The sequence below is a fragment of the Arthrobacter sp. TJ-238 genome (assembly GCF_058269215.1).
The window spans coordinates 207,129-232,189 of sequence record NZ_JBZCNH010000005.1; the positions used below are offsets into that span (position 1 = coordinate 207,129).

Here is a 25,061-nt window from a genome sequence, read left to right on the forward strand (position 1 = left end):
GGACCGCCGGCGGGTATCCGCCGCGCTGCGGCGCTACGGGCCGTGGCGGAGGGACGCACCGAGCTCGGCCATGCCATGCTGCTCCTCCTCGGAGGGCCACCAGCGCGCCGCCCGGAGGTCCACCCGGTACTCCCCGGCCGCCGCGCCCGGTCGGACGGACAGGACCGTGCCCTCGTCCTCGTAGTGGGGCAGAGCCTGCAGGGCGAATCCGCGCGGCGGGTGGCCTCCGGCACGCAGGACGCGCCACCACGGGACCTCCCGCGTGCTGTGCGACAGGGCCCTGCCGACCTGCCGGGGACCGCCGCAGCCGAGGAGCTCGGCGATGTCGCCGTACGTGAGCACGCGGGCCGCCGGGATCGCCTCGGCGACGGTGAGCACGGCGGCAGCGTACGCGCGGGGATCGATGCGTCCGACGACGGCCTGCTGCAGGGACTCCCCCATCTCCCCGCCGTTACCGCCGTCACCGCCGTCCCCGCCGTCCGTCCCTCGAGCCCGCATGGCCCCACCCTAATGCGCACCCGCTCGCGCCTTCCCGCGTCGCGGAGCCCAATTGGTCGGAGCCCGCCAGTACGGTGGATCCATGAGCAGCTGGCACGTGGGGCCGAGGGCGGCCTTCGACCTCGAGACGACGGGACGCGACCCGATGAGCGCGCGGATCGTCACGGCGACGATCGTCCTCGTCGACGGCGACGGCGACGGCGACGTGCTCGAGCACCACGAGTGGCTGGCCGACCCGGGCGTCGAGATCCCGGACGGTGCTGCTGCCATCCACGGCGTGACGACGGAACATGCCCGGGCGCACGGGCTGGCAGCCGCGCACGTGGTCCACGGCATCGCGGCGGTGCTCGCACGGCTCTTCGGCGACGGCGTCCCGGTGCTGGCCTACAACGCACGGTACGACTTCACGGTGCTCGAACAGGAGGGGCGCCGGCACGCGGTGGAGATACCGCGGCCCTCGCCCGTGATCGACCCCTACGTGATGGACAAGCAGGCGGACCGGTACCGGCGGGGCAAGCGGACGCTGACTGCCCTGTGCGAGCACTACGGCGTCCGGTTCGAGAACGCGCACACCTCGGCCGCCGATGTCCTCGCGACGCTGCAGGTCGGACGCATCCTCGCCGACCGCTACGCGTTCCTTCAGCGCCCCGCGGCCGATCTCCACGCCTCGCTGGTCGTATGGGCGGATCGCCAGGCAGCCAGCTTCGAGGAGTACCTCCGGCGGACAGAACCCGACGCGGTGATCGAGCGGGCATGGCCCGTCATCGGGGCGTCGGACCGGCTCACCGGCCCGACGGCGCTGTCCGACGCGTCGGCGGGGAGCACGGCGGGCTGACGGGGCGGCCCCGAAGCAGTGCTCCGGGGCCGTCAGCGCGTCAGTCGACCGGGGCGGCGGCCGCAGCCGCCCGGGCCGCCGCAGGGAGGGCGGCGTGGACGCGTTCCATCGCCGCGTCGTCGTGCGCCGCGGACAGGAACCACGCCTCGTACACCGACGGCGGGAGGTAGACGCCCGAGTCCAGCATGGAGCGGAAGAACGGTCCGTAGCGGAACAATTCCTGACCCAGCGCGTCGGCGTAGTTCCGGACGCCGCGCTCGGAGGTGCCGAACGCGACGCTGAAGAGATTGCCCGCGCGCTGGATCGAGTGGTCGACGCCGGCCGTCGAGAGTTCCGCAGAGAGGGCGTCGCTCACCTCGAGGGAGCGCGCGTCGACGTGCCGGTAGACGTCGTCGGTCGCCGCGGTGAGGGTCGCGACGCCGGCCGCCATGGCGATCGGGTTACCCGAGAGGGTGCCCGCCTGGTACACGGGCCCGATCGGCGCGAGGTAGTTCATGACGTCGGCGCGTCCGCCGAGCGCGGCGGCCGGGATGCCGCCGCCGATGACCTTGCCGAAGGTCAGCAGGTCCGGCGTCCAGGGGTGCTCGGCGTCGTCGGCCCCGCCGGTGAGCTTCCAGTAGCCGCCGGCGTGCGTGCGGAAACCGGTCATGACCTCGTCGACGATGAACAGCGCGCCGTGTTCGGTGGTGATGCGGCTCAGGAACGCGTTGAAGCCGGGCGCGGGCGTCACCACGCCCATGTTCGCCGGTGCCGCCTCCGTGATGACGGCGGCGATGTGCTCGCCGTGGGTCCGGAAGGCCTCCTCCACCGCGTCGACGTCGTTGTACGGGAGCACCAGGGTCTCCGCCGTCGTCGCCTCCGTGACGCCCGCGGAACCCGGCAGCGCCAGCGTCGCGACGCCGGAGCCCGCCGAGGCGAGGAGGCTGTCGACGTGGCCGTGGTAGCAGCCGGCGAACTTGACGATCAAGTTGCGCGAGGTGAAGCCGCGCGCCACGCGCACCGCGGTCATGGTGGCCTCGGTGCCGGTGGACACCATGCGCAGCAGTTCGACGGCGGGGACGCGGTCCTTCACGAGCTGCGCGAGGTCCGCCTCCGCCGGCGTCGAGGCACCGAACGTGAGCCCGTGGTCGACGGCGCGGTGGACCGCGGCGATGACGTCCGGGTGGGAGTGCCCGAGCAGCGCCGGACCCCAGGAGCCGACGAGGTCCACGTACTGCCGGCCGTCGGCGTCGGTGACGTAGGCGCCGTGCGCGTCGACGAGGAAGCGCGGCGTCCCGCCGACCGACCCGAAGGCCCGCACCGGGGAGTTCACCCCGCCGGGCATGAGGGCGCGGGCGCGTTCGTAGAGGGTGTCCGACGCGGTCGGGGAGGCCGGGGAGGTGGTCATGGAGGGTTCCTTAGTTCGTCTCGTCGAGCCAGAGTGCCAGCTCGGGGGCCCAGTAGGTGAGGATCATCTGCGCGCCGGCGCGCTTGATGCCGAGGACGGACTCCTCGATGGCACGGCGACGGTCGATCCAGCCGTTCGCCGCGGCGGCCTCGATCATCGCGTACTCCCCCGAGATCTGGTATGCGGCGACGGGCACCGGCGACATGTCGGCGACGTCCGCGAGGATGTCGAGGTAGCTCATGGCGGGTTTGACCATGACCATGTCGGCTCCCTCCTCGATGTCGAGTTCCACCTCGAGGAGGGCCTCGCGCCGGTTGGCGGCGTCCATCTGGTAGGTCCGGCGGTCGCCCTGGAGCTGGGAGTCCACGGCCTCGCGGAACGGCCCGTAGAACGCGGAGGCGTACTTCGCGGCGTAGGCGAGTACCACGGTGTCCTGGTGTCCGGCCTCGTCGAGCGCCTGGCGGATGACGGCGACCTGGCCGTCCATCATGCCGGACGGGCCGAGGACGTGGGCACCTGCGTTCGCCTGCTCGACGGCCATCTGCGCGTACAGGGCCAGGGTCGTGTCGTTGTCCACCGACCCGTCCTCGGCGAGCACGCCGCAGTGGCCGTGGTCGGTGAACTCGTCGAGGCAGACGTCGCTCATGACCACGAGCGCGTCACCCACCTCGGCGCGGACGTCGGCGATGGCCCGGTTGAGGACGCCGTCGGGGTCGATGCCGGCGCTGCCCGTCGCGTCGCGGTGCTCGGGGATGCCGAACAGCATGATGCCGCCCACGCCCCGCTCGACCGCTTCTGCGGCGGCACGCTTCAGGGAGTCCGTGGAGTGCTGCACGACGCCCGGCATGGACAGGATGGGTGAGGGCTCGGTGAGTCCCTCCCGGATGAAGGCGGGCAGGATGAGTTCGGACGGGTGGACACGGTACTCGGCCACCATGCGCCGCAGGGCGGGCGTGGAGCGCAGCCGCCGGGGCCGGTGCTGGGGGAAGCTCAAGGTCGATCTCCGATCTGTGGTGCGGGATGGGTGGTCGCGCCGCGCGAGAAGGCTTCCACCACGGCGGCCGTGATCCCCGGTGGTGTGGGTTCGCCCGCCGTCGCGGCGGGTTCCCAGCCCTGGGACCGCAGGGCCGCGGCCGTGGTGCGCCCGATCGCGACGGGGAGGAACGCGAGCGCCCCGCTTCCCAGCCTTTCACGGAACTGCAGCACGGTGCTCGGGGCCGTGAACACGACGGCGGGGTGGACAGGGCCCGCGGCGAGGCGGGCGACGGCGGGGACGGACAGCAGGGGTGGCGGCGTCCCCTCCTCCTCGACACCGGGGATACGGCGGGCGGGGTGCGCGGGATAGGGCACGGTGCGGTACGCCTCGACGCGGCACACCGACCAGCCGAGGTCGGCCAGTCCGCGGCGCAGGTCGTCGGGGGCGAGGTCGGCCTGTGGCAGGAGGACCGCGCCCGCGCCGGGCCCGAGGGCCTCGAGGAGCCCCGACGATGACGCCTCCGCGGGGACCAGGTCGACGGCGATGCCCGCGTCGGCGAGCAGGCGCGCGGTGCCGGCCCCGACGGCGGCGACCCTCGCTCCACCGGTCCGGACGAGGCCGGCGAGCGTGGCCCCGCCTGTGCCGGCCAGAAGCTCCAGCGCCTGGACGGTGTTGCCGCTCGTCACGGTGAGCCACGCGAATCCGCCCTGGCCGAGCGCCGCGAGTGCCGCCGTGACGGCGCCGGCGTCGGCAGGTAGTTCCGTGTCCGTGAGCGGCAGTGCGTACGCCGTCATGCCCGCGGCCCCGAGGGCCTCGGCGATCCGGACGGCACGCGCAGGATGTCGCAGGACGATCACCGGCCGCTGGACGGCCGAGGGCGGCTGCTGCTCCACCCCGGCCTCAGCTGTTCAGCGGTGCGATGCCCGCGGCCCCGGCCGCGAGCAGGTCCTCGGCGAGCTCGAGTCCGAGCTGCGCGGCGCCCACGGCGTCCGTGACCGGCGCCGAGCGCGTGAGCCGGAGGATCGACCGTCCGTCGAGGCTGCACACCACGGCTTCGAGGGCCAGTTCGTCCCCCTGCAGGCGCGCGAGCGCACCGATCGGCGCGGCGCAGCCGGCTTCGAGCTGCAGCAGGACGGCGCGCTCCGCCGTCACCGCGAGGCGGGTGGGCAGGTGGTCGTAGGAGGCCAGCGCCTCCCGGACGTGCGGCGTCGCCTCGCTCTCGCGGCACTCGACGGCGAGGGCGCCCTGCCCGGGTGCGGGCAGCATGACGTCCGTGTCGATCAGTTCCGTGACGGCGGCGTCGCGCCCCAGCCGGCGCAGGCCGGCAGCGGCGAGGACGACGGCGTCGAGGTCTCCGGGCGCGCCCGGCACGAGGCCTGCGACGCGTCCGAGCCGGGTGTCCACGTTCCCGCGGATGTCGACGACCTCCAGCCCGGGCCGCGCGGACCGCAGCTGCGCCGCGCGGCGCGGCGACCCGGTGCCCACGCGTGCCCCGTCGGGGAGTGTGGCGAGCGTCAGGCCGTCGCGGGCGCACAGGGCGTCGCGGACGTCCTCGCGCTCCGGCACCGAGGCCACCGTGAGCCCGGGCGCGGGCAGCGTGGGGAGGTCCTTGAGCGAGTGCACCGCGATGTCGCACCGTTCCTCGAGCAGCGCGTCGCGGAGCGCCGCGACGAAGACGCCGGTGCCGCCGATCTGGGAGAGCGACCCCTTGGAGACGTCCCCTTCCGTCTTGACCCTGATCAGTTCGTACGGAAGCCCCGCGAGGTCCGCCACGCGCTCCGCGACCGTGGTGGTCTGCGTCATCGCGAGGGCGCTGCCCCGCGTGCCGACCCTGATTCCCGTCGCCATCACATACCGGGGTTGGGCAGCGGTGTCCCCACGGTGGAGTCGACGGCCGCGATGGTCGGCTTCTCCCCGCGGCGGTTGGCGCAGCAGTTCGGCCGGCACACGTCGTACCAGGGGCCGAGCGTCGTGGCCGAGGGACGGTCGGCGATGTTGTTCTCGACGGTCCGCTCGAGGATGAGGTCCACGAGGCCCTCCACGAACTTCCGGTGCGTGCCGGGCGTCGGCACGCGGTCGGCGATGATCCCGAGCTCGCCGCAGGTCTCCATCGCCTCGGTGTCGAGGTCCCAGGCCACCTCCATGTGGTCGGACACGAAGCCGAGCGGGACGATCACGACGCCGCGCGTCCCCTGCTCGTAGCGGTCGCGGAGAGCGTCGCTGATGTCGGGCTCGAGCCACGGGATGTGCGGCGCCCCGGAGCGGGACTGGTACACGAGCGACCACTCGACGCCCTCGGCCCCGGGGATGCGGTCGAGCACGGCCTGCGCGGTCGCGAGGTGCTGCGCCACGTACGCGCCCTCCTCGTAGGCCGGGCCGCCCTCGCCGTTGCGCGGGCCGGCCGCCTCGGCGTCGCCCATCGGGATCGAGTGGGTGGAGAACATGATGTGGACGGGGGCATCGGGGGTGCCCTGCTCGGCGAGGCCGGCGCGCACCTTGGCGAGGCCGCCCGTCACACCCTCGACGAAGGGCTCCACGAAGCCGGGGTGGTCGAAGTACTGGCGCACCTTGTCGACCTCGAGCCGTCCTTCAAGGCCGGTCTTCACGAGGGCCATACCGAGGTCCTCGCGGTACTGGCGGCAGCTCGAGTAGCAGGAGTACGCGCTCGTGGTCACCGCGAGCACCTTCCGGTGCCCGGCGTCGTAGGCCTCCTGGAGGGTGTCGGCGATGAACGGCTCCCAGTTGCGGTTGCCCCAGTAGACGGGCAGGTCGATGCCGCGACTCCGCAGTTCCGCCTCCATCGCGGCCCGGAGGGCGCGGTTCTGGCTGTTGATGGGGCTCACGCCGCCGAACGCGCGGTAGTGGTGGGAGACCTCCTCGAGGCGCTCGTCCGGGATCCCCCGGCCGCGCGTGACGTTCCGCAGGAAGGGGATGACGTCGTCCTGCCCCTCCGGGCCGCCGAAGGACGCGAGCACGACGGCGTCGTACGCCTTCGGCGCCATGCGGCCGTTCTCGTCGACTCCGTCGAGGGGGTTGAATGCCTGTGTCGTCACTGGAGCACCTCTGCAATCTCGTCGTGGTTGATTCGCCGGCCGGTGTAGAACGGCACTTCCTCGCGCACGTGGCGGCGGGCCTCGGTCTCCCGGAGGTACCGCATGAGGTCCACGAGGTCCACGAGCTCCGGGGCCTCGAGTGCCAGGATCCATTCGTAGTCGTTGAGGGCGAAGGATGACACCGTGTTGGAGATGACCTGCGGGTACTTGCGCCCCTTCATGCCGTGGTCCATGAGCATCTCGCGGCGCTCGTCCTGGGGCAGGATGTACCACTCGTAGGAGCGGACGAACGGGTACACGCACACCCACTCCGCGGGGGCCACGCCGCGCGAGAAGGCTGGGCTGTGGGACTTGGAGAACTCGGCGTCGCGGTGCACGCCCATGGCGGACCACACCACGCCGGTGCCGGCGAACGTGTCGGTGCGGCGCAGCCGGCGGACGGCGGCCTGCAGGTCCTCGGGGCGCGGCCCGTGGAGCCAGACCATCACGTCGGCGTCGGCCCGCATGCCCGAGACGTCGTAGAAGCCGCGCAGCACCACGCCGTCCTGCTCGAAGGAGGAGAGGACGTCCTCGAGCTTCCGGGCGTGGGACCCGGAGGTCGCGGCATTCCGCGAGAAGACGGTCCAGAGGGTGTAGAAGAGCTCGCCGGGGGCTTCGCCGCCCCCGTCCTGCTGCGGAGCGTGGGTGGGGGTGCTACCTGTTGGCTCAGTCATGGTACTAGTCTGCCCCTCGCCCCGAGGCGAACCGAAACCCTTTTCTTCTACAGTGGGTAGAAGAGACGAACGTCACATCGCTGCGGCAGGTCCGTCCGCAGCAGGGGCGCCGTCGAGGGCGTCGGCGAGCGCCTGCGCGCGGGCACGGGCATCGTCAATCACGGCCACGAGACCCGTCCCGGCGAGCCAACCGCCGGTGACGGCGAGGGAGGCGGACTCCCCGGCGACGACCGCCCGGATGCGCGCGACCCGCTCGCGGTGCCCCACGGAGGCGTGGGGCAGCGCGCCCTCCCAGCGCACCACGTCCCAGTCGAGCACGTCCGCCTCGACGATGGGGACGTCGAGGAGGGTGGAGGCGTCGGCCAGCGCGTGACGGTAGAGGGCTTCGTCGGGCGTGGCGAGGCCGACGTCGGCCGGGGTGTCCCCGACGCGCCCGAACGAGAGCCGCAGCACGTGCGAGCCGGGGCCGGCCTGGTCGCGCAGCCACGCCCATTTCGCCGTGGAGTGGGTGAGCGCCTTGGCGGCGACGCCGTCGACGCCGCGGGCGACGAGCACGCCGGTCCCGCGCGGGCGGGCGTCGAGCTCGGGCACGTCGACGATCAGGGTGACGAGCGCGACGCCGGGCACCGGGTCGGGCCGCTCGACCGCCAGGGCGGGGATCACCGGAGCCAGGAGGTCGACGGCGGCCCGACCCTCGGTGGCGACCAGCACGGCGTCGGCCGGGATGCGGCGCGTCAGGCTGGAATGTTCCGTCGTCACCGTCCACCCGGTGGCGGATCGGGCAAGCCCGGTCACCTGCTCCCCCGTCCTGAGGTCGGCGCCGTCCGCGAGGAGCTCGGCGACGAGGGCGTCGCGCAGCTGGGCGATCCCGCCGACGAGCCCGCCGACCGCGGCGCCGGCCGGCGCCGCGGTGCGCAGCGCCCCCGCGGCCGCCCCCAGGGATCCGAGGCGGGCCATGGTCGCCCGGAGGCCGGGTGCCACGGAGTCCACGTCGAGGTCGTCGGGGTCGGCGGAGAAGACGCCACCCGCAACGGGTGCCACCAGGCGGGTGAGGACCTCCTCCCCCATGCGCGTGCGGACGAGCTCGCCGAGGCTCACCCTGCTGCGCGTCGCGAGCGACCCGACGGGCAGCACCCTGTCGAGCGCGGCCCGCAGCGACCCGGTACGGCCGATCACGGCGGTGATCGCGGGGTCGGCCGGGTCGGCGGGGATGCCGAGGACGCCGGAACTCGGCAGGGGCTGCGCCGACGCACGGAGGTCCCTGCCCGGGAGCTGCACCCAGGCACCGGTCGCGTCGGGGGTGACGATGCGGTCGGCGAGTCCGAGCTCGGCGGCGAGGGCCGGCACGGTGGCGGAGCGGGTCGAGAAGGACTCGGCGCCGCTGTCCAGCTGGAAGCCGCCGAGGGAGCGCCCGTCCACGGTGCCGCCGAAGCGTCCGGACCGCTCGAGCAGGGTGACGTGGAGCCCCCGCCGGCGCAGTGCCCGCGCGGCGACGAGTCCGGCCATGCCGCCGCCGATCACCACGACCGTCCGGCGCCGTGCGCGCTCCTGCGGCGGCTCGGCCGCGGGGAGGCCGGTCGTGGGGCGACCGGCCGCGGCGTCGTCGCGCCCTGCGTCCGGCGCCTCCCGTGCCTCCCGTGCGTCCCCTGCGCCTCCCGCGGACCTCGCCACGGTTACGGCTCCACGGAGTGGACGAGGTCCACGACGCGCGTCAGCACGTCGGGGTCCGTGTCCGGCGGGACGCCGTGCCCGAGGTTCACCACATGGCCGGGGGCCGACGCGCCGGCCGCCAGTACCTCGCGGACGTGCCGCTCAAGCACGGGCCACGGTGCAGGCAGCAGGGCCGGGTCGATGTTGCCCTGCAGCGGGACCGTCCCGCCGAGGCGCCTGCTGGCCTCGTCGAGGGGCAGGCGGTAGTCGACGCCGATGACGTCGACGCCCACCTCGTGCATCGCCACCAGGAGCTCCGAGGTGCCCGTACCGAAGTGGATCAGGGGCGCGCCGAGGCCCCGGACGTGGTCCAGCGCCCGGCGCGAGGCGGGCGCCACGTGACGGCGGTAGTCCGCCAGGCCGAGGGATCCGGCCCAGGAGTCGAACAGCTGCGCCGCGCTGGCTCCGGCCTCGAGCTGTGCGCGCAGGAACATCCCCGACGCGTCCGCGGCCCAGTCGGTCAGGGCCCGCCACGTGTCCGGGTCGGCGTGCATCATGGTGCGGGGGCCCAGGTGGTCGCGCGACGGGCGCCCCTCCACCATGTAGGCGGCCAGCGTGAACGGGGCGCCGGCGAAACCGATCAGGGGCGTGTTCCCCAGCTGGTCCACGGTCAGGGCGACCGCCTGCCGGATGGGATCGAGCGCCGCGTCGGTCAGGGTGGGCAGTGCGGCGACGTCGGCGGCGGTCCGGACGGGCTTGCCGAGGACCGGCCCCACGCCGGGCACGATGTCGACGTCGACGCCCGCGAGCTTCAGCGGGATGACGATGTCGGAGAAGAAGATGCCGGCGTCGACGTCGTGCCGACGGACGGGCTGCAGGGTGATCTCGGATGCCATCTCCGGATCGAGGCAGGACGCGAGCATGTCGGTACCCTCTCGCAGCGCCCGGTACTCGGGCAGCGACCGGCCCGCCTGGCGCATGAACCACACGGGCCGCCGGTGCGGCGCCTGCCCGCGGTAGGCCGAGATGAGCGCCGAGCCGGACGTGCGTCCGTCGACGAGCGGGTGCGATGCGGCGAGGTCCATACGGCCGATTCTGCCGAAGATCCAGCCGGAGCGTTAACCGGAGTTCCCCTGGCCCGGGGGCGCGTGGGCAAGATCACCCCGGGCGCAGGAGGGCACGATCCCGCAGGAATCCGCGGAAGGCAAGCTCCGGTAAGGATCACCTATTCAGTGGAGAGCGCTCGTTCTCGGTATGATCGAAGGGCTGTGGTACTTCTTTCACTTGTTGCGACTCACTCGAACGTGGACCTGGAAACCGTTGCCCGACTCAGCGTCGGGGCACCCCAGGTCCCCTCCGCCGTGCTCGCCGAGGACCGGGCCGTATCCGGGGCCGTCGTCCTCGCGACCTGCAACCGCTTCGAGATCTATGCCGAGACACCGTCCGAGGACGACGTCGAGGCCGCACGCTCCGCGATCGTGTCGACCATCAGCGAGTACTCCGGTATCCCCGAGCGGTCCGTCTCCGCCTCCTTCGAGACCCACACCGGCCAGGGCGTCGCCGAGCATCTCTTCGCCGTCGGCGCCGGACTCGACTCCGCCGTGATCGGCGAACGCGAGATCGCCGGGCAGGTGCGCCGCGCACTCATCGAGGCGCAGGGCTCAGGGGCCGCCAGCGGCGGACTCGTCCGGCTGTTCCAGGCCGCGTCGAAGACCGCGAAGGACGTCGGTGCCCAGACCGCGCTCGGCAGCCGCGGCCGCTCCATCGTCTCCGTCGCCCTCGAGCTCGCCGGCGATCTCTCCGCCGACGCCGACTGGTCCCGCAAGAGCGTCGTGCTGTTCGGCACCGGCGCCTATGCGGGGGCCACCATGGCGGCCCTGAAGGACCGGGGCTGCACGGACATCTCCGTCTTCTCCTCCTCCGGTCGCGCCGAGGCCTTCGTCGCCTCGCGCGGCGGCACCGCCGCGACGGCCGCCGACCTGCCGGGCGCCATGCGGCGCGCCGACGTCGTCATCGGCTGCAGCGGCAGCGACGCGCGGATCGACGCCGCGGACATCGAACGGGTCCGCCAGGGCAGCAACCGGCCCCTCGTCGTCATCGACCTCGCGCTCAGCCACGACTTCGACCCCGCCGTCGGGACGCTCGCCGACGTCGAACTCATCACCCTCGAGTCCGTCCGCGCCGCCGCCCCCGAGGAGCAGGCAGACGCGCTGGCCCAGGCCGGCGACCTCGTCCGCGACGCCGCCCGGTCCTTCGAGGAGCAGCAGACCACGCGCGCCATGAACGCGGCGATCGTGGCCCTGCGCCGGCACACCCAGTCGGTCCTGGACTCGGAGATGGAACGCGTCCGGGCCCAGCACGGCTGCACGGCCGCCGCCGAGGAGGTCGAGTTCGCGCTGCGGCGCATGGTCCGCCAGCTCCTCCATGTGCCCACCGTCCGGGCCCGCGAGCTCGCTGCCGAGGGACGGTCGGACGACTACACCGCCGCGCTGGAGGCCCTCTACGGGATCGACGTGGCACCCGCGGAGAAGGCGCCCGCGCCGGAGCGGTCCCTGCGCGCCGGCGCCGCCGATGTCGTGCCGGTCGCCCACCCGCACACACACCCCGACGGCGCCGTCTGCCCCGTGGACCACGAACGGCCCGCTCAGAGCGCCTGACCCGCGGGGCCCGGGCGCGTCAGTAGGTCATCTTCTCCGGTTCGATCCGCCGTACCCACTCGATGACGCCGCCGCCCACCGAGACGGCGGAGCGGTGCCCCTGCCCGCGGAGGAACCGGACGACATCGGCCGACCGGACACCGGACTTGCAGTGGACGTACACCGTCCTGCTCCCGTCGATCAAGGCGTCGCCGTCCAGGATCAGGTTCTTCGGCACCAGCACGGCACCGTCGATGCTCACGATGGCGTGTTCCTCCGGGGTGCGCACGTCCAGCAGGTCGAAGTCCGCGCCGCCGGCCGAGCGCTCCGCGAGGAGCACGGCGAGCTCCTCGACGGACACGGTCGGCACAGCGCCCTCCAGGTCATCCGATCTGTGCTCCGACGTGTCCTCCGACGTGTGCTCCGACCCGTCCTCCGATACCGGGGCGGCCGCCGGCGACGGCAGGCCGCAGAACTGCTCGTAGTCGATGAGCTCGGTGATCCGAGGGGCGGCCGGATCGGGCCGTACGCGCAGTTCCCGCCAGGTCATCTCCAGCGCGTCGAAGACCAGCACCCTGCCGAGCAGCGTGGTGCCCACCCCGGTGATGAGCTTGACGGCCTCGTTGACCATCACCGAGCCGATCTGCCCGCACAGCACGCCGAGCACCCCACCCTCGGCGCAGGACGGCACGGAGCCGGGCGGCGGCGCCTCCGGGTACAGATCGCGGTAGGTGGGACCGTGGTCCTGCCAGAAGACGCTCACCTGACCGTCGAAGCGCAGGATCGAACCCCATACGTACGGCTTGCCGAGGATCGCCGCGGCGTCGTTGACGAGGTAGCGCGTGGCGAAGTTGTCCGTGCCGTCGACGACCAGGTCGTAGCCGGAGAACAGCTCCAGCGCGTTCCCGCGCTCCAGCCGCTCCTCGTGCAGGACGACGTCCACGAGCGGGTTGAGCGCCAGGATGCTGTCGCGGGCGGATTCCGCCTTCGACCGGCCGAGGTCGGGCATGCCGTGGATGACCTGGCGCTGCAGGTTGGAGAGCTCGACGGCGTCGTCGTCCACGATCCCGAGCGTCCCCACCCCCGCCGCTGCGAGGTAGAGCAGCGCCGGCGAACCCAGACCGCCCGCGCCGATCACGAGGACCCGGGCGTTCTTCAGGCGCAGCTGCGCCTCGGTGCCGAAGCCGGGGATGATGAGGTGCCGCGAATACCGGAGCGTCTCCTCCTGCGAGAGGCTCCCCGTCGCCTCGACCAGCGGCGGCAGGCCGCCGGGCGCCCGTGGCGTCGGAGGAGCGAACTGGGGATCATGCGACGACGGGAAAGCGGTCATGCCCAAGGGTAGAACCCGCCGCCGGTGCCGGGCCACCGGGCGCCGCGCGACCGCGACCCGGAACGGGGCGCGACGCATCATCCTCCCGGCGGCAGCGGGCCGCCACCCACCGACGGGTAAACTGGGCGGACCCCCGACCGAAGAGCCCGAGGAACACCGTCCGTGAGTGCTGAACCGACCACCGCAGGAAAAGCCGTCCGGTTGCCGCGGGACGAGCGACGGCGCCAGCTCCTGGCGGCCGCGCAGGAAGTCTTCGTGAGCAACGGCTACCACGGCGCAGCGATGGACGACATCGCCGTAGCGGCGCGCGTGAGCAAGCCGGTGCTGTACCAGCATTTCCCCGGCAAGCGCGATCTCTACCTCGCGCTGCTCGACGGGCACCTCGCCGAACTCACGCAGCTGCTCGTCGACGCACTGCGCTCCACCGACGACAACAAGCTGCGGGTCCATGCGACCATGCGCGCCTATTTCCAGTTCATCGCCCAGGACAGTCAGGCGCACCGGCTCGTGTTCGAATCGGACATCGGCAACGAGCCCGACGTCCGGAGCCGGCTCGAGGAGTTCAATGCCCAGTTCGCGAGCGCCATCGCCGGCGTGATCGCGGGCGACACGCAGCTCTCGACAGTGGAGGCCACGCTGCTGGGCCGTGGACTCGCCGGCATGGCCCAGGTCAGTGCACGCTATTGGCTCGAGACCGAGGGCAGCCTCGACATCGATGCCGCGGCCGAGCTGGTCTACCGTTTAGCTTGGCGCGGAATCAGCCGTTTCCCCAAGGAGATCTAGGGTAGTTTTCGAAGCAGTAGAACGCCCACACAACAGGAGGCAAACGCCGTGGAAGTCAAGATCGGTATCCAGAACGTCAACCGGGAGATCATCCTCGAATCCTCCGAGAGCGCTGACGCGATCGCCGACCTCGTGGCCCAGGCGATGAGCGGTGGCACAGAGCTGCGCCTCAAGGATGTCAAGGGTCGTCAGGTGATCGTCCCGACGTCGGTGCTCGGTTATGTCGAGATCGGCGCCGAGGAGACGCGACGGGTAGGGTTCGGCGCGCTCTAGCCCAGGACGTTCCTCCTCGCTCCGGGACCCGTGCCCGGCGGTCCGCGCCGCCGGTCACGGGTCTTCTGCGTTCCGGGGCAGATGCCGGGCCCTCGCTCCGGGCGACGCGTCTAGGCGGTGAGCCCGAGGGCGCTCATGCGCCTCGAGTGGTTCCGCGTGAGCTGCGCGAAGAGCGCCGTGGTGTGCTGCGTGTGGTCCGGCTCGTTCGCGAAGAGGAGCCCTGCGAGGTACTCGCGCTCGATCCCCACGCGCTGCGCCTGGGTCAGGGCCTCCCCCACCAGCCGCCGGCCCCAGAGCGCCAGGCGTGAGGCGAGCCGCGGATCGTCGGACAGTGCCTCCTTCAGTCGGCGCTGCAGGTGGGCCGCGCCTTCCCCTGAGTCGATGGCGCTGATGAGTTCACGGGTGCGCGGGTCGAAGCTGTCCGCGAGCGACCGGTAGAAGTCGCCGGAGAAGGCGTCGATGACATAGGCCTTCATGAGGGACTCGTACCAGTCCCCGGGGCGGGTCCTCTCGTGGAAGGCGTCGATGGACGCCTGGAACGGTGCCATGGCGTCCTCGATCGTGATGCCGAGGTCCGCGAGGAACGCGGCCACCATCTCGAAGTGCTCGAACTCCTGCACGGCCAGCCGGCCCAGGCCCGCGCGGTCCGTGAGGGTAGGCGAGAACCGGGCGTCGGAGGACAGCCGTTCGAATCCGGACAGCTCACCGTAGGCGACGATGCCGAGCAGATCGGTGACGAAGCGCGCGTACAGGGGGTTCGCGAGCGGGTCCTCCGGGGCCTCGGGAACGGTGCGGTCCCGTGCGGTCGCCGAGAGGGCCGTGGTGTCGGAGGAGCCGTTGTTCATTCTGCTAAGAGTACGCACTCCGGGGGGCGCGGCAACCGGTCGTACGGCGTCGGGATCTGTTGCACACCGCCGTCGCCCGTCTATGCTCGGTCTCCACCGGCCGGACGGATCGGGCGCCGGACCGGTCATCGCAGACCCGGGCCGCCGGCCCGACGGAAGGCAGGATCAGATGGAGTTCTCGGGTGTCCTCGAACTGGCGGGCCGCACGGCCACGGGCATCGAGGTGCCCGAGGACGTGCTGACGGCGCTCGGCGGGGGCAGGCGTCCTGCAGTGACGGTGAGGCTCGGCGCCTACACCTACCGCACCACCGTCGGGTCGATGAACGGGCGCGCGATGATCCCCGTCAGCGCCGAGCACCGGAACGGCGCGGGGCTGGCCGCCAACCAGACGGTCGCGGTGGACCTCGACCTGGACCGTGAGGAGCGGACGGTCGACGTGCCGGAGGATCTCGCCGTCGCCCTCTCGGCCGATCCCGCACTCGTCACGGCGTTCGGCGCCCTGTCCGTCAGCCGGCGGAAGGCGCTCGTCCTGCCGATCGAGCAGGCGAAGGGCGCCGACACGCGTGAGCGCCGTGTCCTGAAGGCCGTCGAGTCGCTCCGCGCCCGGGAGTCCTAGCAACCCCCTGCTCCCGGCCGCGGGGGATCCCCGATGTCTGTGAGGTGCGTTACCGTAAGGCGTGTGCCCGCACAGCATATGGATCTCAGGGACCGGGAGTCCCAGCAGCGCCTCACGGAGTCGCTGCGTGCCCTCCGTCAGGAACTCGAGGTCCGCGAGGACTTCCCCGAGGACGTCCTCGCGGAGGCTCGGGACGCCGTAGGAGCCCAGGACCTGCCGGAGACGGACCTGCGGGACCTCCCGTTCCTCACCATCGACCCTCCGGGCTCCATCGACCTCGACCAGGCCGTGCATCTCGAGCGGACCGTCACGGGGTCCCCGGACGCGGGTTACCAGGTCTGGTACGCGATCGCCGACGTGCCGCTGTTCGTCCTTCCCGGCGGCGCCGTCGATGCGGAGGCGCGGCTCCGCGGGCAGACCCTGTACGCCCCGGACGGGCGGATCTCGCTGCACCCGGAGGTCATCTCCGAGGACGCCGCGAGCCTCCTCCCCGACTCCGACCGCCCCGCCTTCGTCTGGCACTTCCGTCTCGACGGCGAGGCGGTCGTGCAGTCGGTGAGCGTCGGCCGTGCCGTCGTCCGCAGCCGGCGCCAGCTCACCTACGCGCAGGTGCAGGCGGAGATCGACGCCGGCACCGCCGACGAGCAGCTCACCCTCCTCCGGGAGATCGGGATGCACCGGATCCAGCAGGAGCTCGACCGCGGCGGCGCGAGCCTCAACCTGCCCCGCCAGGAGATCACGCACGACGGCGAGAGCTACGGGATCGTCACGGAGCCCGCCCTGCCCTGCGAGGACTGGAACGCCCAGATCTCCCTCATGACCGGCATGGCCGCGGCCCGCATGATGATCGACGGCGGCATCGGGATCCTGCGCACCATGCCCGAGCCCGACGACGGCGCGCTCGCGAAGTTCCGGCGCCAGTCCGAGGCGCTCGAGCACCCCTGGCCGGCGGGCATGCCCTACGGCGCGTTCCTGCGCACGCTCGACGTCGCCGACCCGCGGCAGCTCGCTCTGATGCATGCGGCGGCGTCGCTCTTCCGGGGTGCGGGCTACACCGCGTTCGACGGGGAGGTGCCCGCCGCCGTCGTGCAGTCCGCGATCGCGGCCCCGTACGCGCATACCACCGCTCCCCTCCGGCGCCTCGTGGACCGTTTCGTCCTCGTGATCTGTGCGTCGCTCTGCGCGGGCGAGGAGGTGCCCGGGTGGGTGCGTTCGGCCCTCCCGGACCTCAATGCCCTCATGACGTCCTCGAACCAGACGGCATCCCGCCTCGATTCGGGCGCCATGGACGCCGTGCAGGCCGCTCTGCTGAGCAACCGCATCGGGGAGGCGTTCTCCGCCGTCGTCCTGCAGGGCTCGCCACCCGCCGTCGAGGACGCCCCCGGCAAGCAGGCGCCGCGCCTGTCCGGGACCGTGCAGGTCACCGAACCGCCGCTCGAGGCGAAGTGCTACGGCGAGCTGGTGGCCGGTGAGCGCGTCACCGTGGTGCTGCTGGAGGCCGATATCGCCCGCCGTCGCCTGCGCTTCGAGGTCAAGCCGCCGGATGCACCTGCGCGCAGCCCGCGGTGACGCAGCCTGTATCAACTGCGCGAGTCAGCTGTGCCAGCCAACTGCCCCAACCGACTGCCCCAACCAATTGACATCGGCAACTACCGGTGGCAACTGCCAGTGACACCGGCGGGGAGCGGGCAGGGTAGGCTTGAGGCTGTAGTAATGGATGCCCGGTCGTTATCACTCTCCCGATAACCCGCAGTACCTACTCGATCCCGAGTTCCCGTGGGCGCAGGTCTTCCTCCACAGCCCGCACGCAGTAGCAAGCCCGCGATCGGCTTCCACTGGACGCCCTGGCGCCCGCCGATACGCTCCGCCCCGGATGAACCGATCCCGGCGTCGAGCCTCAGCGGCCGCGGGGCCTGAATGAACGGTAGAACGTGCACGACATCAACTCAGGCAATACCCCGGTGACGGATGCCCACCACCTCGTCGCCGACAATTCGGCCGACGCCATCGACGTCGAGGAGACGCTGGTCACCACCGAGGAGCCGCACGCGGTCGTCCCCGAGACCTTCGCGGACTTCAACGTCCGGCCCGACATCGTCGAGTCCCTCGCGGACGCCGGCATCATCCACCCCTTCCCCATCCAGGCGATGACGCTCTCGATCGCCCTGGGCGGACACGACATCATCGGCCAGGCGAAGACCGGCACGGGCAAGACCCTCGGTTTCGGCATCCCGGCGATCCAGCGCGTCGTCGGTCCCGACGACGCCGGCTACGAGAAGCTCCCGGTGCCAGGCGCCCCGCAGGCCCTCGTCGTCGTCCCGACGCGCGAGCTCGCCGTGCAGGTGGCCAACGACCTCACGACGGCGGCGAAGAAGCGCAACGCGCGCATCGTCACCATCTACGGCGGCCGTGCGTACGAGCCACAGATCGAGGCCATCAAGAAGGGCGTCGAGATCGTGGTCGGGACTCCCGGACGCCTGATCGACCTGTACCGGCAGAAGCTGCTGGTGCTCAAGAACGTGAAGATCGTGGTGCTCGACGAGGCCGACGAGATGCTGGACCTCGGCTTCCTGCCCGACGTCGAGACCCTGATCGCCGCGACGCCGCCGGTGCGCCAGACGCTCCTGTTCTCCGCGACCATGCCCGGCCCGGTCATCGCGATGGCCCGCCGGTACATGACGCAGCCCACGCACATCCGGGCCGCGGATCCCGAGGACGAGGGCATCACCAAGAAGGACATCCGCCAGGTCATCTACCGGGCGCACAACCTGGACAAGGCCGAGGTCGTGGCCCGCATCCTGCAGGCGCGGGGCCGCGGCCGCGCCATCATCTTCTGCAAGACCAAGCGCACCGCCGCGAAGCTCTCCGAGGAACTGATCGACCGTGGCTTCGCGGCAGGGGCCATCCACGGCGACCTCGGGCAGGGTGCCCGTGAGCAGGCGCTGCGGGCGTTCCGCGGTGACAAGATCGACGTGCTCGTCGCCACCGAGGTCGCTGCACGCGGCATCGACGTCGAGGACATCACGCACGTCATCAACTACCAGTGCCCCGAGGACGAGAAGGCCTACCTGCACCGCGTGGGCCGCACGGGCCGCGCCGGCAAGAAGGGCACCGCGGTCACGTTCGTGGACTGGGACGACGTCCCGCGCTGGGGCCTGATCAACAAGGCGCTCGGACTCGACACGCCGGAGCCCGTCGAGACCTACTCCTCGTCGCCGCACCTCTTCACGGACCTCGACATCCCCGAGGGCACCAAGGGACGCCTGCCCCGCAAGGACCGCAAGCTCGCCGGCATCCAGGCGGAGGTCCTCGAGGACCTCGGTGAGACCGGGAAGCGCGGCGGCGGCGCGCACGGCGACGACGGCGGACGCGGTCGTTCCGGCGGACGCGGTGGCTCACGCCGCGACGGTTCGGGTTCCGGTTCGGGCTCCGCCTCCGGCGACGGCTCCAGGGGTTCGCGCGGCCGGGGCCAGGGTGGCACCGGCTCCGGCGGCGCCGGGTCCCCCGCCGCATCCGCTCCGGCCGACACGGTCGAGGGCGGCGGACGCCGTCGTCGTTCCGGTAGCGAGGGCGAGGCCCCGTCGGGCGACCGTCCGCGCCGCAGCCGGACCCGCCGCCGCAACGGTGAGGTCGTCGGGAACCCAGCCGGCGGCACGGAGGACTGACACCCGGTGTCGGAGCTTCCTGCGCCGTCCGCGCCTCCCCCGTGGAGTGCGGACGGCGCCAATCTCGTGGTGCACGCCGACAACGCGGAGTACCTCGCAACCCTGCCCGACGCGGCGTTCACGATGATCTACGTGGACCCGCCCTTCAACACGGGCCGTGTGCAGCGCCGCCAGCAGACCTCCATGGTGCGGGCGGTGCAGGGCGAAGGGGACCGTGTGGGCTTCAAGGGGCTGTCCTACTCGACGGTCAAGGGGATGCTCGCAAGTTACGACGACGCCTTCGAGGACTACTGGGACTTCCTCCGGCCCCGCCTGGCGGAGGCGTGGCGGCTCCTGGCCGACGACGGCACGCTGTACCTGCACCTGGACTACCGCGAGGTGCACTACGCGAAGGTCATGCTCGACGCCCTGTTCGGGCGCGACTGCTTCCTGAACGAGATCATCTGGGCCTACGACTACGGTGCGAGGGCGAAGCGGAAGTGGCCGGCGAAGCACGACAACATCCTCGTGTACGTCAAGAACCCGTCGGGCTACTACTTCAACAGTGACGAGGTGGACCGGGAACCGTACATGGCGCCGGGTCTCGTGACCGCCGAGAAGGCGGCCCTGGGCAAGCTGCCCACCGACGTGTGGTGGCACACGATCGTGTCGCCGACGGGTCGGGAGAAGACCGGCTACCCCACACAGAAGCCCGAGGGTCTGCTGCGGCGCGCCGTCGCGGCCAGCAGCCGTGAGGGCGACTGGGTGCTCGACTTCTTCGCGGGCTCCGGGACCCTCGGGGCAGTGGCCGGGAAGCTCGGCCGCCGCTTCGTCTGCGTGGACCGCAACCCGCAGGCCGTCGAGGTCATGCACGCGCGCCTCGCCCCCTGGACCTGATCACCGCCGTCGGCGAGGAGGGGGCCGGCCCCGCCGGGCCGCTGCCCCTGGCCGCCCCGCGCAGGACCTAGCCCGCAGCGGAACCCGTCGCGAGCGCCGTGATGGCCTCGAGGGTCTCCTCCGACGTGAGGTTCTCCCCCAGCAGATTGGGCTTGCCGCTGCCGTGGTAGTCGCTGGATCCCGTGATGAGCAGCCCGTGGTCCCGTGCGATCCTCCGCAACTCCACGCGCGCCTCCTCGGGATTGTCGCGGTGCTCCACCTCGAGGCCCAGCAGCCCGGCGTCGATCATTTCGTCGATCACAGCCCCGCCCACCACGGCTCCGCGGTTGAACGCCGACGGGTGCGCGAAGACCGGCACACCGCCTGCCTCCCGGATGAGGGCGACGGCGGCCGCAGGGTGCGGCGCGTAGTGGCTCACCCAGTACGGCGAGCGTGCGGTGAGGACGCGTTCGAACGCCTCCGAGCGCGTCTCCACGACCCCGAGGGCGATCAGCGCGTCGGCGATGTGCGGGCGGCCCACCGTGGCCCCCTCCGTCACGTGCTGCTGCACCAGCTCCCAGGTGATCGGGAAGTCGCCGGACATCAGCTCGACCATGCGTCGTGCCCGCGTCAACCGTGCAGACCGCGACTTGGCGATCTCCTCGGCCAGCCCGGCGTGGGCGGGATCGTGCAGGTAGGACAGCACGTGCACGCTGATGCCGGTGTCCGTGCGGCAGGAGACCTCCATACCGGCCACGAATCCGATGCCGAGGTCCTCCGCGGCTGTCCTCGCCCGGTCCCAGCCGGCGGTGGAGTCGTGGTCGGTGAGCGCGACGACGTCGAGCCCGGCGGCCGCCGCGGAGCGGATCAGGACGTCGGGGTCCTCGGTGCCGTCCGAGACGTTCGAGTGGGTGTGCAGATCGATTCTCACCGGATCCAATCTACGCGCCGCGGGCCCCGGGCCCGCTTACCGGTGCCTGCGCCGCTCCGGTCACCGGGACGAGCTTGCCCGCCACACCTGCCCGCACTCGCTCCGGCGGTGGGCCTCTGCCGCCTCGGCGAGCGGAGAGGTCCGGTCGCCGACGACGCGCAGCTTCCCCGCGTCGGTGAGGTGGAAGGCCGCAGCCCTCATCGAGTGGTCGTGCCGGCCGGACGGACGAGGGAGAGGAGCCGTCGGAGGTCCGCGACCTCGTCCGTGGTCAGGTCGTCGAAACGGGGAGCGATGGCCTCGATCCAGCCGCGCTGGAACTCGGCGACCTCTGCGTGCGCCTGGTCGGTCAGCCGCACGATCCGTGCGCGCGCGTCGGCAGGGTCGACGTCGACCGTCACGAGACCGGCCTTCCGGAGCAGGTCCACGTGCTGGCTCACCGCTCCGCTGGTGACGTCGAGCAGGGCGGCGAGCGCACCGATGCCCACCCCGCCGGTCCGCGACAGCCGGTACAGCACGTTCATCGGGGCCCGGCCGAGGCGCCGCTCGCGGAACGGGTACGAGCCCGCGGCCGCGAGGTCCCTCGTCAGCGACGCCATGCTGTCGATCGCCTGGGCGAGCAGTTCGTCCCGACGGGGATCGGCGGGCATCAGTAGCTGACCATGGGGAGCAGGTGGATGAAGGAGCGGTCGTCCACCTGCCGCAGGAGGAACTCGGCGAGGTCCGCGCGTCCGACGGTGGTGCTCGAGTCGACGCCCACCCAGCCCACGCGGTAGGTACCGGTGCGCGGCTTGTCCTGCAGGCGCGGACCGCGGACGACGGTCCAATCCAGACCGCTGTCGCTGAGGACACGGAGGTGTCCCTCGGCATCCGCGAGCACCTTGGGTGAGAGCAGCCTCAGCAGGGTCCGGGTGATCCGGTCCGCGGCCTTCGGCCTGTCGTGCACCGGGTCGGGCAGTCCGCCGCCGGACAGCGAGACGATGCGCCGGACTCCGTGCCTCCCCATGGCCTCCGTGATGTTCCGGATGCCGTCGGTCTGCAGGGTCGCCGGGGATCCCGCGACCTGCCCGATGACGCTGATGACGGCGTCACTCCCCGCGATCACGCGGTCGACCGCGGCGGAATCGAGGACGTCTCCCTCGAAGATCGTCAACCGTGCTCCCGAGGACCGGATGGAGCCCGCCGATCGTGCGAGGACGCGCACGGCGTGCCCGGCCTCGAGAGCCTGTTCGATGACATGGCGCCCGGTCCTGCCGGAGCCGCCGAAGACCGCGAGCGTGGCCACGGGTCCGCCTTCCTGATGCGTGAGCGGGTGGAAATATATTAGTTCCTAAACTAACTCCGAGCCCGGACTTTCACGACCCCCGGCGATGGTGGGACGATGGCGGGGTGAGCACCGACGACACCGCCCCCGCATCCGACTTCCCCATCGACGCACCGGAGGGCCAGCCGCTGTCCGACCGCAACGAGAACCGCTCGCAGCGGCCCGACTCCGAGGCCTTCAAGGCGTTCATGGCCGGTAGCTGGGCGCCGGCCTCGGACGACCTCCCGCCCGCTGCACCCGTCGCGGAGCACTCGGCCCGCCGTCGCCGAGCCATCTCCGACCGGTTCCCGGGCGAGCGCATCGTCATCCCCGCCGGCCCCTTCAAGGTCCGCTCCAACGACACCGACTACCGGTACCGCCCGCACTCCGGTTTTGCGCACCTGACCGGCGTCGGCCTCGACCACGAGCCCGACGCCGTGCTCGTCCTCGAACCTGTGGACCCGGGAACGGGCGACGACGGCGGCAACCACACCGCCACGCTGTACTTCCGCGAGCTCGCCGGGCGCGACAGTGCCGAGTTCTACGCGAACGCCCGCTACGGCGAGTTCTGGATCGGCCAGCGCCTGTCCATGGCGCAGCTCAGGGCCCAGCTCGACCTCGAGACCGCCGACCTGGCCGAGCTCGAGGTGGCCATCACGAAGGACGCCGGCGTCTCCGCGGTCGGCGGTGTCAGCATCCGCCTGCTCCGCGAGGTGGACTTCAACGCGGACGCGCTGGTCGACACCTCCCGGATCAACACCGGCGTGGACCTCGAGCAGGCCGACGCCCTCGACGCCGTGCTCGCCGAGGCGCTCTCCGAGCTCAGGCTCATCAAGGACACCTGGGAGATCGAGCAGATGGAGGCCGCCGTCGCCGCCACCGTCAACGGCTTCCACGAAGTGGTCCGGGCCCTCCCCCGGGCCCTGACGCACCCGCGCGGCGAGCGCGTCGTCGAAGGGGCGTTCTTCACCCGGGCGCGCGAGGAGGGCAACGACCTCGGCTACGACACGATCGCCGCATCGGGCAACAACGCCACCACGCTCCACTGGATCCGCAACACGGGCCAGGTGAGCGCCGGGGACCTGCTCCTGCTCGACGCCGGCGTCGAGGCCGAGAGCCTCTACACCGCCGACATCACGAGGACCCTCCCCGTCACCGGTCGGTACTCGGAGACCCAGCGCAGGATCTACCAGGCGGTGCTCGACGCCGCCGACGCGGGCTTCGCCGCCGCGCAGCCCGGCCGGAAGTTCCGCGACGTGCACGCGGCCGCCGTCGCCGTCCTCGCCGAGAACCTCGACAGCTGGGGGCTCCTGCCCGTCTCCCTCGAGGAGGCCCTGGCGCCCGAGGGCCAGCACCACCGCCGCTGGATGCCGCACGGCACGAGCCACCACCTCGGCATGGACGTCCACGACTGCGCGCAGGCCAAGCGGGAGCTGTACCTCGACGGCATCCTAACCGAGGGCATGGTGTTCACCATCGAGCCGGGCCTCTACTTCAAGGCCGAGGACCTGGCCGTCCCCGAGGAGTACCGGGGCATCGGCGTCCGCATCGAGGACGACATCCTCATGACCGCCGACGGTCCCGTGAACCTCAGCGCAGCACTCCCCCGCAGCCCTGACGACGTCGAGACCTGGATGGCGGGCATCTGGGGCAGCACCGGCGAGTAACGCTCGCCCGGCGCCAGCCGCCCGACAGCGGCAGGCAGTGAAAGCGAAGGCCGGGACCCATCGGGTCCCGGCCTTCGCCTGTCCGGAGAGTGCTAGCGCGGCCCGCCCGCCGCGGAGGAGCCGTGGCTACCGGGCCGGTCGTCCGTGGAGTCGCCTGCGCCCGCAGCCGTGTCCCCGGTCCCCGCCGCGGTCCCGGCGGGAGTCCCCGAGGCGTCGCCCGAGGGGTTGCCCGAGGTGTTGACGGCCTGCGGCTCGTCGACGCGCACACCGTACTGCGGCCTGCCGTCGGGCAGGTCGGGGAACTGGCCCCGCCGGGGGCCCGTGGTGCCCGGACCCGCGGTCTGCTCCTCGGCCGTGCCGGGCTGCTGCGGACCCTGCTGCCCCTGCTGCCCCTGCCCCGGCTGACCGGCGTAGGAATCGTTCCAGCCCGCGGGGCGCTCGGGAGCCGGCTGTTGGCCCTGCCCGGGCAGCTGCTGCGGGGCCTGGCCCGGTACCTGTCCGGGAGCCTGTCCCCAGGCCGCAGGAGCGCCGCCCGGGTGCTGGGCCTGCCCGTTCATGGGCAGCTGCTGCAGAATGCGGCGGGCTTCCGCGGCAAGACCGGGCTCCACGATCACGTCGTAGCTCGTCGCCACGACCTGGCTCGTCGAGGTGAAGTCGCGCCTCCCGCGCTGGAACGTGTAGGTCAGGACGCCGAAGAGCAGCCAGAAGATGGCGCCCAGCGCGATGGAGGAGGAGATGGTGATTCCTGACTCGCTGCCGGCGAACAGGCTCAGGATCAGTCCTACGAAGAGGCCGAACCAGGCTCCCGTCGCGGCACTCGCGAGCGCCACCCGCGGGTAGCTCAGTCGCCCCGTGACTCGCTCGACGGTCTTCAGGTCGTTGCCGATGATCGCCACCCGCTGGACGGCGAACTTGTTGTCCGCGAGGTAGTCCACGGCTTTCTGGGCATCGAGGTAGCTCGTATACCGGCCGATGGTCTCGCCCGTGGGCAGCACCCGGCCCAGATCGCGGGAGGCAGTGGTTCCAAGTGGTGATGTCGACATGGTGT

25 protein-coding genes are annotated in these 25,061 nt (G+C 72.1%); 9 read left to right on the forward strand and 16 right to left on the reverse strand.

Annotated elements, in window-relative coordinates; all coding sequences use genetic code 11:
* Positions 1-33 precede the first annotated feature (33 nt).
* Positions 34-498 carry an MGMT family protein gene (locus AC4D2O_RS12450; protein ID WP_490907671.1) on the reverse strand — a complete coding sequence of 155 codons (465 nt, stop codon included), beginning with the start codon at positions 496-498 and terminating at the stop codon, positions 34-36.
* Between the two features lie 82 nt (positions 499-580).
* Here AC4D2O_RS12450 and AC4D2O_RS12455 point away from each other — a divergent pair, with 82 nt between their 5' ends.
* Positions 581-1,333 carry a 3'-5' exonuclease gene (locus tag AC4D2O_RS12455; protein ID WP_490907672.1) on the forward strand — a complete coding sequence of 251 codons (753 nt, stop codon included), beginning with the start codon at positions 581-583 and terminating at the stop codon, positions 1,331-1,333.
* A 40-nt stretch (positions 1,334-1,373) separates the two neighbouring features.
* Here the strand turns inward: AC4D2O_RS12455 and hemL are convergent, their stop codons facing one another.
* The 8 genes from hemL to hemE all read right to left on the reverse strand — a co-directional run bounded on the left by hemL (position 1,374) and on the right by hemE (position 10,197).
* A complete protein-coding gene (gene hemL / locus AC4D2O_RS12460) occupies positions 1,374-2,720 on the reverse strand; it encodes a glutamate-1-semialdehyde 2,1-aminomutase (RefSeq protein ID WP_490907673.1) in 1,347 nt (448 codons plus the stop codon).
* A gap of 10 nt (positions 2,721-2,730) precedes the next feature.
* Positions 2,731-3,714 (reverse strand): porphobilinogen synthase, encoded by a 984-nt coding sequence (gene hemB / locus AC4D2O_RS12465; protein WP_490907674.1) that lies wholly within the window; start codon positions 3,712-3,714, stop codon positions 2,731-2,733.
* The gene (locus AC4D2O_RS12470) at positions 3,711-4,589 is read right to left on the reverse strand and encodes a uroporphyrinogen-III synthase (protein ID WP_490907675.1); all 879 of its coding nucleotides are present in this window, start codon (positions 4,587-4,589) and stop codon (positions 3,711-3,713) included. The genes hemB and AC4D2O_RS12470 overlap by 4 nt, the downstream gene beginning before the upstream one ends.
* A 7-nt stretch (positions 4,590-4,596) precedes the next feature.
* Complete coding sequence (hemC, locus tag AC4D2O_RS12475; protein ID WP_490907676.1) at positions 4,597-5,544, reverse strand: hydroxymethylbilane synthase; 948 nt, start codon at positions 5,542-5,544, stop codon at positions 4,597-4,599.
* A complete protein-coding gene (locus AC4D2O_RS12480; protein ID WP_490907841.1) occupies positions 5,544-6,698 on the reverse strand; it encodes a ferrochelatase in 1,155 nt (384 codons plus the stop codon). The genes hemC and AC4D2O_RS12480 overlap by 1 nt, the downstream gene beginning before the upstream one ends.
* A gap of 47 nt (positions 6,699-6,745) precedes the next feature.
* Entirely contained in the window at positions 6,746-7,462 is a 717-nt protein-coding gene (gene hemQ, locus AC4D2O_RS12485) for a hydrogen peroxide-dependent heme synthase (RefSeq protein ID WP_490907677.1), read from the reverse strand.
* A gap of 72 nt (positions 7,463-7,534) precedes the next feature.
* The gene (hemG, locus tag AC4D2O_RS12490) at positions 7,535-9,133 is read right to left on the reverse strand and encodes a protoporphyrinogen oxidase (RefSeq protein ID WP_490907678.1); all 1,599 of its coding nucleotides are present in this window, start codon (positions 9,131-9,133) and stop codon (positions 7,535-7,537) included.
* A 2-nt stretch (positions 9,134-9,135) separates the two neighbouring features.
* Positions 9,136-10,197 carry a uroporphyrinogen decarboxylase gene (gene hemE, locus AC4D2O_RS12495; RefSeq protein ID WP_490907679.1) on the reverse strand — a complete coding sequence of 354 codons (1,062 nt, stop codon included), beginning with the start codon at positions 10,195-10,197 and terminating at the stop codon, positions 9,136-9,138.
* 183 nt (positions 10,198-10,380) lie between these two features.
* Here hemE and AC4D2O_RS12500 point away from each other — a divergent pair, with 183 nt between their 5' ends.
* Positions 10,381-11,769, forward strand: coding sequence for a glutamyl-tRNA reductase (locus AC4D2O_RS12500; RefSeq protein WP_490907680.1), 1,389 nt, complete (start codon positions 10,381-10,383; stop codon positions 11,767-11,769).
* Positions 11,770-11,788: 19 nt separating this feature from the next.
* On the opposite strand, the gene moeB is transcribed toward AC4D2O_RS12500, so the two are convergent.
* The gene (gene moeB, locus AC4D2O_RS12505; protein ID WP_490907681.1) at positions 11,789-13,078 is read right to left on the reverse strand and encodes a molybdopterin-synthase adenylyltransferase MoeB; all 1,290 of its coding nucleotides are present in this window, start codon (positions 13,076-13,078) and stop codon (positions 11,789-11,791) included.
* Between the two features lie 162 nt (positions 13,079-13,240).
* On the opposite strand from moeB, the gene AC4D2O_RS12510 reads away from it, so the two are divergent.
* Complete coding sequence (locus AC4D2O_RS12510; RefSeq protein ID WP_334210519.1) at positions 13,241-13,861, forward strand: TetR/AcrR family transcriptional regulator; 621 nt, start codon at positions 13,241-13,243, stop codon at positions 13,859-13,861.
* Positions 13,862-13,909: 48 nt separating this feature from the next.
* Complete coding sequence (locus AC4D2O_RS12515) at positions 13,910-14,134, forward strand: DUF3107 domain-containing protein (protein WP_490907682.1); 225 nt, start codon at positions 13,910-13,912, stop codon at positions 14,132-14,134.
* A gap of 110 nt (positions 14,135-14,244) precedes the next feature.
* On the opposite strand, the gene AC4D2O_RS12520 is transcribed toward AC4D2O_RS12515, so the two are convergent.
* Complete coding sequence (locus tag AC4D2O_RS12520; RefSeq protein WP_490907683.1) at positions 14,245-14,979, reverse strand: ferritin-like fold-containing protein; 735 nt, start codon at positions 14,977-14,979, stop codon at positions 14,245-14,247.
* Positions 14,980-15,148: 169 nt separating this feature from the next.
* Here AC4D2O_RS12520 and AC4D2O_RS12525 point away from each other — a divergent pair, with 169 nt between their 5' ends.
* The 4 genes from AC4D2O_RS12525 to AC4D2O_RS12540 all read left to right on the forward strand — a co-directional run bounded on the left by AC4D2O_RS12525 (position 15,149) and on the right by AC4D2O_RS12540 (position 20,136).
* Entirely contained in the window at positions 15,149-15,595 is a 447-nt protein-coding gene (locus tag AC4D2O_RS12525) for a YdeI/OmpD-associated family protein (RefSeq protein WP_490907684.1), read from the forward strand.
* A gap of 63 nt (positions 15,596-15,658) precedes the next feature.
* Positions 15,659-17,164, forward strand: coding sequence for an RNB domain-containing ribonuclease (locus tag AC4D2O_RS12530; RefSeq protein ID WP_490907685.1), 1,506 nt, complete (start codon positions 15,659-15,661; stop codon positions 17,162-17,164).
* Between the two features lie 392 nt (positions 17,165-17,556).
* Complete coding sequence (locus tag AC4D2O_RS12535) at positions 17,557-19,260, forward strand: DEAD/DEAH box helicase (protein WP_490907842.1); 1,704 nt, start codon at positions 17,557-17,559, stop codon at positions 19,258-19,260.
* A gap of 6 nt (positions 19,261-19,266) precedes the next feature.
* Entirely contained in the window at positions 19,267-20,136 is an 870-nt protein-coding gene (locus AC4D2O_RS12540; protein ID WP_490907686.1) for a DNA-methyltransferase, read from the forward strand.
* Positions 20,137-20,203: 67 nt separating this feature from the next.
* On the opposite strand, the gene AC4D2O_RS12545 is transcribed toward AC4D2O_RS12540, so the two are convergent.
* Genes AC4D2O_RS12545 through AC4D2O_RS12560 form a run of 4 tightly spaced genes read right to left on the reverse strand, consistent with a single transcriptional unit; the run spans position 20,204 to position 22,328 of the window.
* Complete coding sequence (locus AC4D2O_RS12545; RefSeq protein WP_490907687.1) at positions 20,204-21,046, reverse strand: PHP domain-containing protein; 843 nt, start codon at positions 21,044-21,046, stop codon at positions 20,204-20,206.
* Positions 21,047-21,106: 60 nt separating this feature from the next.
* A complete protein-coding gene (locus AC4D2O_RS12550) occupies positions 21,107-21,247 on the reverse strand; it encodes a zinc-binding dehydrogenase (RefSeq protein WP_490907688.1) in 141 nt (46 codons plus the stop codon).
* Positions 21,244-21,693, reverse strand: coding sequence for a MarR family winged helix-turn-helix transcriptional regulator (locus AC4D2O_RS12555; protein ID WP_490907689.1), 450 nt, complete (start codon positions 21,691-21,693; stop codon positions 21,244-21,246). Before AC4D2O_RS12555 ends, AC4D2O_RS12550 begins: the two co-directional genes overlap by 4 nt.
* Positions 21,693-22,328 carry an NAD(P)-dependent oxidoreductase gene (locus tag AC4D2O_RS12560; protein ID WP_490907690.1) on the reverse strand — a complete coding sequence of 212 codons (636 nt, stop codon included), beginning with the start codon at positions 22,326-22,328 and terminating at the stop codon, positions 21,693-21,695. Before AC4D2O_RS12560 ends, AC4D2O_RS12555 begins: the two co-directional genes overlap by 1 nt.
* Positions 22,329-22,432: 104 nt before the next feature.
* On the opposite strand from AC4D2O_RS12560, the gene AC4D2O_RS12565 reads away from it, so the two are divergent.
* Positions 22,433-24,013, forward strand: a complete 1,581-nt coding sequence (locus tag AC4D2O_RS12565; RefSeq protein WP_490907691.1) for an aminopeptidase P family protein — start codon at positions 22,433-22,435, stop codon at positions 24,011-24,013.
* 92 nt (positions 24,014-24,105) lie between these two features.
* On the opposite strand, the gene AC4D2O_RS12570 is transcribed toward AC4D2O_RS12565, so the two are convergent.
* The gene (locus tag AC4D2O_RS12570; RefSeq protein ID WP_490907692.1) at positions 24,106-25,056 is read right to left on the reverse strand and encodes a YflT domain-containing protein; all 951 of its coding nucleotides are present in this window, start codon (positions 25,054-25,056) and stop codon (positions 24,106-24,108) included.
* Between the last annotated feature and the right edge of the window lie 5 nt (positions 25,057-25,061).

Excerpts from the sequence above, each read along its gene's own strand:
- AC4D2O_RS12450 (WP_490907671.1), bottom strand. The coding sequence starts at position 498 with ATGCGGGCTCGAGGGACGGACGGCGGGGACGGCGGTGACGGCGGTAAC.
- AC4D2O_RS12455 (WP_490907672.1), top strand. The coding sequence starts at position 581 with ATGAGCAGCTGGCACGTGGGGCCGAGGGCGGCCTTCGACCTCGAGACG.
- hemL (WP_490907673.1), bottom strand. The coding sequence starts at position 2,720 with ATGACCACCTCCCCGGCCTCCCCGACCGCGTCGGACACCCTCTACGAA.
- hemC (WP_490907676.1), bottom strand. The coding sequence starts at position 5,544 with ATGGCGACGGGAATCAGGGTCGGCACGCGGGGCAGCGCCCTCGCGATG.
- AC4D2O_RS12480 (WP_490907841.1), bottom strand. The coding sequence starts at position 6,698 with ATGGCGCCGAAGGCGTACGACGCCGTCGTGCTCGCGTCCTTCGGCGGC.
- hemQ (WP_490907677.1), bottom strand. The coding sequence starts at position 7,462 with ATGACTGAGCCAACAGGTAGCACCCCCACCCACGCTCCGCAGCAGGAC.
- hemE (WP_490907679.1), bottom strand. The coding sequence starts at position 10,197 with ATGGACCTCGCCGCATCGCACCCGCTCGTCGACGGACGCACGTCCGGC.
- moeB (WP_490907681.1), bottom strand. The coding sequence starts at position 13,078 with ATGACCGCTTTCCCGTCGTCGCATGATCCCCAGTTCGCTCCTCCGACG.
- AC4D2O_RS12520 (WP_490907683.1), bottom strand. The coding sequence starts at position 14,979 with ATGAACAACGGCTCCTCCGACACCACGGCCCTCTCGGCGACCGCACGG.
- AC4D2O_RS12525 (WP_490907684.1), top strand. The coding sequence starts at position 15,149 with ATGGAGTTCTCGGGTGTCCTCGAACTGGCGGGCCGCACGGCCACGGGC.
- AC4D2O_RS12550 (WP_490907688.1), bottom strand. The coding sequence starts at position 21,247 with ATGAGGGCTGCGGCCTTCCACCTCACCGACGCGGGGAAGCTGCGCGTC.
- AC4D2O_RS12555 (WP_490907689.1), bottom strand. The coding sequence starts at position 21,693 with ATGCCCGCCGATCCCCGTCGGGACGAACTGCTCGCCCAGGCGATCGAC.
- AC4D2O_RS12570 (WP_490907692.1), bottom strand. The coding sequence starts at position 25,056 with ATGTCGACATCACCACTTGGAACCACTGCCTCCCGCGATCTGGGCCGG.